Genomic DNA, 6,578 nt, shown 5'->3' with positions numbered 1-6,578 from the left:
GGATCAAACTCTCCAATAAAGTTAGTTTGTCTAGCATCTAAAAATAAAAATTGACGTTTCACGTTGTTTGTTTCGTTCAGTTTTCAAAGAACTAAAAGCGGGTGAAGAGAATCGAACTCTCGACCAGAGCTTGGAAGGCTCTTGTTTTACCACTAAACTACACCCGCGTGGTCGGGAAGACAGGATTTGAACCTGCGACCCCCTGGTCCCAAACCAGGTGCTCTACCAAGCTGAGCCACTTCCCGTAATTGGCGCGCCCGAGAGGAGTCGAACCCCTAACCTCTTGATCCGTAGTCAAACGCTCTATCCAATTGAGCTACGGGCGCTTATTCATGATGTTTTTTCGTCGTTGTCTTTTGGCGACTCAATCATCTTATCATACTACACTTTCAAATGCAAGTACTTTTTTAAGATTTTTTCCGATGCGGCCGAGAGGACTTGAACCTCCACGGGGTTTCCCCCACTAGGCCCTCAACCTAGCGCGTCTGCCGTTCCGCCACGACCGCGCGAAAAAAACAAAAGTGAGCCATGAAGGATTCGAACCTTCGACCCTCTGATTAAAAGTCAGATGCTCTACCAACTGAGCTAATGGCTCGTAAATGGCTGGGCTAGCTGGATTCGAACCAGCGCATGACGGAGTCAAAGTCCGTTGCCTTACCGCTTGGCTATAGCCCAATGAAATAGTTATCTTCTTTTTAAAGACAAATGTTATTGTACCATAATGTCCAATAAAAAACAACTGCTATGTAGCAGAAGTTAAAATGGCGGTCCCGACCGGGGTCGAACCGGCGATCTCCTGCGTGACAGGCAGGCATGTTAACCACTACACCACGGGACCATTTGGTTGCGGGGACAGGATTTGAACCTGCGACCTTCGGGTTATGAGCCCGACGAGCTACCGTGCTGCTCCACCCCGCGATAATACTATTCATATAAATTTATATGGTGGAGGATGACGGGATCGAACCGCCGACCCCCTGCTTGTAAGGCAGGTGCTCTCCCAGCTGAGCTAATCCTCCAAAGTGGTGACCCGTACGGGATTCGAACCCGTGTTACCGCCGTGAAAGGGCGGTGTCTTAACCACTTGACCAACGGGCCAATATGTATGGCAGAGAAGAAGGGATTCGAACCCTCGCACCGCGTTAGCGATCTACTCCCTTAGCAGGGGAGCCCCTTGAGCCACTTGGGTACTTCTCTGTATGGCTCCGCAGGTAGGACTCGAACCTACGACCGATCGGTTAACAGCCGATAGCTCTACCACTGAGCTACTGCGGAATAATGAAGACAATTTGTATCTTATAAAACTTCTCATCGTAAGTCAAGATGTTTTTTAACAATATCTTGCACAAACGTGACATGTTTATAATATACTGGATTGCGTTTTCACTGTCAAGATGTTTTCGCTACCGGTTTTAGTTTTCCCTTACACTTTCCACAGACATATCTTTTTGTATTTATTTGACGTCTTCTTACATATTGAAGCGAACACTCCATACATTCATACATATAAACCTTCTTTTCCTTCTCTTCATTAATCATTCGCTTACAAAAACGTGGTGCACCTACCTTTTTTAATAGTTCACGAAAATCCCTATCCCGATGCTTATATCCTCTCCCTGTAATATGCAAGTGATAATGACAAAGTTCATGTTTAATAATCCCGACTAATTCTTCTTTACCATACATTTCATAATATCGATAATTCAGTTCGATATTGTGACTCTTCAATAGATAACGTCCACCAGTTGTACGTAATCTATTATTAAACATCGCTTTATGTAAGAATGGCATCCCGAAGTATCGTAGGGATACTTCTTCCACTAGCTGCTGAATTTCTTTCTCATGCATTCTCATTCCTCCTAAACAAAAAAATATTTTTACACTTTTCTCCCTTCCTATACATATATTAAATAGTACATATACCCATCCTCATTTAAGAAGCGTGGTTTCTAAAAATACGACATTAATAGAAATCCACTCACCAACCTCTCGTCAATAGTACCTTAACTACAAAGGTAAATTTTTGAGAGTAGGATTATACAAGGAGGGATTCCTATGCCTACATGGCTAAAAAAACAAATGCAACGTGCATATTTTGAAAAAAACCGGTATCAAATTAAATTGCTAAATGAATGCTGGTTTTATTATAGCAAAATACATCAAAGCTCATGATCCATTACATTTTCTACTCCATAAAAAAAAGAGCAGTTTTATCTGCTCTCTTTTCTTACTATTCAATCGGTAACATAGATAATGCAACACGACCTTTTTTTGTATCAATATCATCTACCCATACTTTTACGATTTGCCCTACAGATACAACATCTAATGGATGCTTTACAAACTGTTTGCTTAATTTAGAAATATGCACTAAACCATCTTGTTTTACACCAATGTCAACAAAAGCACCAAAATCAACAACGTTACGAACTGTCCCTTCCAGTTCCATACCACGCTGTAAATCTTCTAATTTCAAAATCCCTTTTTTCAGAAGTGGTTTTGGCAATTCATCCCTCATGTCTCGCTCTGGACTAATTAAGGCATCAATAATATCAACCAATGTCGGCTCACCGATCTCCGTCTCTTGAGATAATTTAGAAACATCCACTCCCTCTAAACTCTCCTGCAAGTTCGGTTTCCCTACATCATTCTTCGATAACCCTAGACTCTTTAGTAGCAATTCGACATTTTTATATTGTTCTGGATGGATCCCTGTACGATCTAACGGATTCGCGCCTTCTAATATACGTAAAAACCCAATACACTGTTCATATGTTTTCGCGCCTAAACGAGGGATTTTCTTTAATTCAGTACGCTTCGTAAATTTCCCATCTTCCTCACGCTTAGCTACAATATTTTTCGCAACTGTTTTTGATAACCCCGAAACATATTGTAACAATGCAACTGAAGCTGTATTTACATTCACACCAACTTGGTTAACTGCTGTCTCTACCACAAATGTTAACGATTCATTTAATCTCTTTTGAGTTACATCATGTTGATATTGCCCCACCCCTACCGATTTAGGGTCAATTTTCACGAGCTCAGCAAGTGGATCTTGCAGGCGTCTTCCAATTGAAACCGCGCTTCTTTCTTCAACTTGGAAATCAGGGAATTCCTCACGAGCTAAATCGGAAGCCGAATACACACTTGCCCCTGCTTCATTTACAATAATATAAAAAACATCCTGTTTCACACTTTGTAATACATCTACTATAAACTCTTCCGTTTCTCTAGAAGCTGTGCCGTTCCCAATTGCAATCATTTCAACTTGATATTTATCTACAATAGAAAGAACTTTCTTTTTTGCATCATCATATTTACGAACAGGTGGATGCGGATAAATAACATCGATATATAGAACTTTCCCCGTATCATCTACTACAGCTAATTTACAACCAGTTCTATATGCAGGGTCTACGGCTAGCACAACCTTCCCTTTCATTGGAGGTTGTAATAATAAATTACGTAAGTTCTCAGAGAAAATATGTATCGCTTGTTCTTCAGCTGTTTCTGTTAATTCTTTTCGAATTTCTCTTTCAATCGAAGATTGAATTAATCGTTTATAACCATCCTCAATCGCTAATTGTACATAATGCGCACTTTTTGAATCGTTATCACGGATTACTTTCTTATATAAGAAAGTTATTATCTCATCTACTGGTGGAACAACAGAAACTCTCAATATATCTTCTTTCTCACCGCGATTCATCGCTAATACACGATGCGGTACTACTTTCTGCAACGGTTCTTCATAACTGTAATACATTTCATATATATTCTTTTCATCTTTTTCTTCGTCTTTTACAACCGAAGACATAACACCTTTTCTAAAAGTAACATTCCGAATCCAACTACGATACGCAGCTTCATCTGAAACGATTTCTGCAATAATGTCTTGCGCACCTTGCAACGCCTCTTCTGCAGATTCCACTTCTTTTTCTGCATTAACAAATTCCATAGCCTTTTTAGCCGGATCTTCTTTTTTATATAACAATAACCATTCAGCTAGCGGTTCTAATCCTTTTTCTTTTGCAATCGTCGCTTTCGTTCTTCTTTTCTCTTTATAAGGACGATATAAATCTTCTACTTCCTGTAGTTTCGTTGCGGCAACAATATGACGGCGCAACTCTTCGGTTAGCTTACCCTTTTCACCAATAAGACGAAGAACCTCTTCTTTCCTATCTTCAAGCTGCATCATATATTGCCATCTCTCTAAGATTGCACGAATTTGCACCTCATCTAAAGAGCCTGTCCATTCTTTTCGGTAACGAGCAATAAATGGAACTGTGTTACCTTCTTCTGTTAATTGAATAACATGACGAACTTGCTTTTCGGTAAAGCCTAATTCTTTCACTAACATTTTCATTAACGCTTGTCGATTATCTACCATTTCCATATACAACCGTAACCTCCTCTATAATAAAAAAAGTTGCCCTTCAAAGAGAGCAACTTAAACTGCCGATTTAAAAATCTATTAGTCCTAAACTAATTTGTAACGCTTCATCTACACGAATCATCATCACTTCATCCAAATGAGTGATTTTGTCCGTTAAGCGTTGCTTATCGATTGTTCGAATCTGCTCAAGTAAAATAACAGAATCTCTCTCAAATCCATACTTTTTCGCATCAATTTCCACATGAGTGGGTAATTTCGCTTTTTGAATCTGTGCAGTAATAGCCGCTACAATCACCGTTGGACTAAAACGATTTCCGATGTCATTTTGAATGACAAGAACCGGACGAACGCCTCCTTGCTCAGAACCAACAACTGGGGAAAGGTCTGCAAAATACACGTCGCCGCGTTTTACAATCAAAATATTACCCCCCGCTTACTAAGCGTTCTACCGTATGAGCTGCTTCATACTCTGCTAAGAAAGCTTCAGATGCAATACCAAGATTAATTTTTCCCATTTCAATGTACCCACGTCGCATTGATTCATGTTGGTAGCGTTTCTTCGTCTTATGTTGACGCAATAACAGTTGTGTTGCCTGGCAAATTAGTTCATGGCGATTCTTATTCTCTTGTTTTCCAATTCCGTCCAATTCCGTTACCATTTGCTTTGGCAACCGAACCACGATTTCAGTAGTTACACTTGATTCGGACACAAAAATACACCTCCACCGTCAACTACACACCCAAATATATATATGACACCTATTGTAATAATACCATTGTATGGAGCCTGTTGCAAAGACTTCCTTATTCCTTGCTTATGTTTTCCAATTCACAGGAAAAACATTCATCTTCTATTATTTTTCATCTTATTTTAAACAAGGAACAAAAGAATTCCTCTGCAAAACTTATATTAAAAGTGATTATAAGTAAAAGCTTCTCATCAAAAAAGAGCATATTCTCCATCAATAAAAAGCTCACTTAAATGACAAGAAGCAAATTAGATGATCTTCTATATATTATTCAAATAATTGATGATTTCTACAACTTTACCATGTCGTATAAATATTCTCGGCACACGGAAACTAATCGTTGCAATAATTTCATAATTAATAGTCCCGGAATATTCAGCAACCTCTGTAGCGCTAATATATTCATCACCTTGTCGTCCAATGAGTGTAACTTTCGTACCAAGCGGGACTTCACAAGGAAGATGAATCATGAATTGATCCATTGTTACTCTCCCTACAATCGGTACTCTTTTACCATCCACAAGCACTTCAAATCCTTGTAATCTTCTAAGCCAGCCATCTGCATATCCAATCGCAACAGTTGCAATCCATTCTTCAGTTTTTGTTCGGTAAGTGACGTTATAACTAATTCCATCCCCTTTAATCACCTGTTTAATATGAGCAACTTTCGTATGCAATGATAACGCCGGTTCTAATTTAAATGGTAGAAAAGGACGTATTTCTACAGATGGGGATAATCCATACATCGCAATACCAATTCGTACTGCATTAAATGTAATTCCTTGAAAACGTAAAGTTGCAGCACTATTAGCTGTATGGACAAATTTAGGATCCACTCCGAATTCCTTCAACCAACTTAACTGCTGCAAGAACGTGTTATATTGCTTATCAAAATACGAAGTCTCAACCTCATCTGCTGTTGCAAAATGCGTATATACCCCTTCTAACTCTAAAAATGGTGCACCTTCTAAACTCTTTAAGAATTCTTTTAATTCTTTGCGTTCGCGTATTCCAATTCTCCCCATACCACTATCAAAATTAATATGGAATTTCATTATAGATGAACCATCCCATAGTTTGATGGCTTCTTCCACCCATTCTTTTTGAAAAACAGTTAATGCTACATCATTTTCAGCAGCTACATTTATATCTCGAGGCGGGGAAGGACCTAGCACTAAAATTGGTACGGTAATACCAGCCCTTCTAAGAACTAAGGCTTCATCTAAAAAAGCAACTGCTAATCTTGTTGCACCTGCTTCTAATGCCGTTTTAGCCACCGGTACATAATCGTGCCCATATGCATTCGCTTTAACTACAGCAAAAATCTCAACATTACTCGGAATGAACTCTTTAATATGCGTAACATTGTTATAAATCGCATCTAAATCCACTTCCACCCAAGTATCACGGTAAAATGACGCTTCTTCCAT

Annotated in this window: 6 protein-coding genes and 12 tRNA genes; 1 reads left to right on the top strand and 17 read right to left on the bottom strand. The window is 39.1% G+C overall.

Going from position 1 to position 6,578, the window contains the following annotated elements; genetic code table 11:
* Positions 1 to 96 precede the first annotated feature (96 nt).
* From JDS81_RS24330 to JDS81_RS24270, 13 genes are all read right to left on the bottom strand, one after another.
* Positions 97 to 167: transfer RNA gene (locus JDS81_RS24330), tRNA-Gly, on the bottom strand.
* A 1-nt stretch (position 168) separates the two neighbouring features.
* Positions 169 to 245 (bottom strand) — tRNA-Pro (locus JDS81_RS24325).
* A 4-nt stretch (positions 246 to 249) separates the two neighbouring features.
* Positions 250 to 326, bottom strand: a tRNA-Arg gene (locus JDS81_RS24320).
* Between the two features lie 97 nt (positions 327 to 423).
* Positions 424 to 506: transfer RNA gene (locus tag JDS81_RS24315), tRNA-Leu, on the bottom strand.
* A gap of 16 nt (positions 507 to 522) precedes the next feature.
* Positions 523 to 595 (bottom strand) — tRNA-Lys (locus JDS81_RS24310).
* Positions 596 to 600: 5 nt separating this feature from the next.
* Positions 601 to 675 (bottom strand) — tRNA-Gln (locus tag JDS81_RS24305).
* 87 nt (positions 676 to 762) lie between these two features.
* Positions 763 to 838, bottom strand: a tRNA-Asp gene (locus JDS81_RS24300).
* Between the two features lie 3 nt (positions 839 to 841).
* Positions 842 to 918: transfer RNA gene (locus tag JDS81_RS24295), tRNA-Met, on the bottom strand.
* A gap of 25 nt (positions 919 to 943) precedes the next feature.
* Positions 944 to 1,019, bottom strand: a tRNA-Val gene (locus tag JDS81_RS24290).
* 4 nt (positions 1,020 to 1,023) lie between these two features.
* Positions 1,024 to 1,098, bottom strand: a tRNA-Glu gene (locus JDS81_RS24285).
* 8 nt (positions 1,099 to 1,106) lie between these two features.
* A tRNA-Ser gene (locus JDS81_RS24280) sits at positions 1,107 to 1,197 on the bottom strand.
* 3 nt (positions 1,198 to 1,200) lie between these two features.
* Positions 1,201 to 1,275 (bottom strand) — tRNA-Asn (locus tag JDS81_RS24275).
* 114 nt (positions 1,276 to 1,389) lie between these two features.
* Positions 1,390 to 1,848, bottom strand: a complete 459-nt coding sequence (locus JDS81_RS24270; RefSeq protein ID WP_000544526.1) for a SprT family protein — start codon at positions 1,846 to 1,848, stop codon at positions 1,390 to 1,392.
* A gap of 207 nt (positions 1,849 to 2,055) precedes the next feature.
* Here JDS81_RS24270 and cmpA point away from each other — a divergent pair, with 207 nt between their 5' ends.
* Positions 2,056 to 2,172, top strand: a complete 117-nt coding sequence (gene cmpA, locus JDS81_RS24265) for a cortex morphogenetic protein CmpA (protein ID WP_001143642.1) — start codon at positions 2,056 to 2,058, stop codon at positions 2,170 to 2,172.
* Positions 2,173 to 2,230: 58 nt separating this feature from the next.
* Here the strand turns inward: cmpA and JDS81_RS24260 are convergent, their stop codons facing one another.
* The 4 genes from JDS81_RS24260 to alr form a co-directional block, all read right to left on the bottom strand.
* Positions 2,231 to 4,399: a Tex family protein gene (locus JDS81_RS24260; protein WP_142312932.1), complete on the bottom strand. Its 2,169-nt coding sequence runs from the start codon at positions 4,397 to 4,399 to the stop codon at positions 2,231 to 2,233.
* A 67-nt stretch (positions 4,400 to 4,466) separates the two neighbouring features.
* Entirely contained in the window at positions 4,467 to 4,817 is a 351-nt protein-coding gene (gene ndoA, locus JDS81_RS24255) for a type II toxin-antitoxin system endoribonuclease NdoA (RefSeq protein WP_000635963.1), read from the bottom strand.
* Between the two features lie 4 nt (positions 4,818 to 4,821).
* Positions 4,822 to 5,109: an antitoxin EndoAI gene (locus tag JDS81_RS24250; RefSeq protein ID WP_000004570.1), complete on the bottom strand. Its 288-nt coding sequence runs from the start codon at positions 5,107 to 5,109 to the stop codon at positions 4,822 to 4,824.
* A gap of 299 nt (positions 5,110 to 5,408) precedes the next feature.
* On the bottom strand, positions 5,409 to 6,578 hold the full coding sequence (gene alr, locus JDS81_RS24245) for an alanine racemase (RefSeq protein ID WP_097953579.1): 1,170 nt from the start codon (positions 6,576 to 6,578) through the stop codon (positions 5,409 to 5,411).

The sequence above is a fragment of the Bacillus cereus group sp. N31 genome, from assembly GCF_016483245.1.
Classification (GTDB): Bacteria; Bacillota; Bacilli; order Bacillales; family Bacillaceae_G; genus Bacillus_A; species Bacillus_A toyonensis.
Note: the sequence above shows the minus strand (reverse complement) of the source record. Positions and strands in the feature narration are given on the sequence as shown.

What these genes read in the sequence shown, in the direction of transcription:
- JDS81_RS24270 (WP_000544526.1), bottom strand. Translation starts at nt 1,848, where the DNA reads ATGCATGAGAAAGAAATTCAGCAGCTAGTGGAAGAAGTATCCCTACGA.
- cmpA (WP_001143642.1), top strand. Translation starts at nt 2,056, where the DNA reads ATGCCTACATGGCTAAAAAAACAAATGCAACGTGCATATTTTGAAAAA.
- JDS81_RS24260 (WP_142312932.1), bottom strand. Translation starts at nt 4,399, where the DNA reads ATGGAAATGGTAGATAATCGACAAGCGTTAATGAAAATGTTAGTGAAA.
- alr (WP_097953579.1), bottom strand. Translation starts at nt 6,578, where the DNA reads ATGGAAGAAGCGTCATTTTACCGTGATACTTGGGTGGAAGTGGATTTA.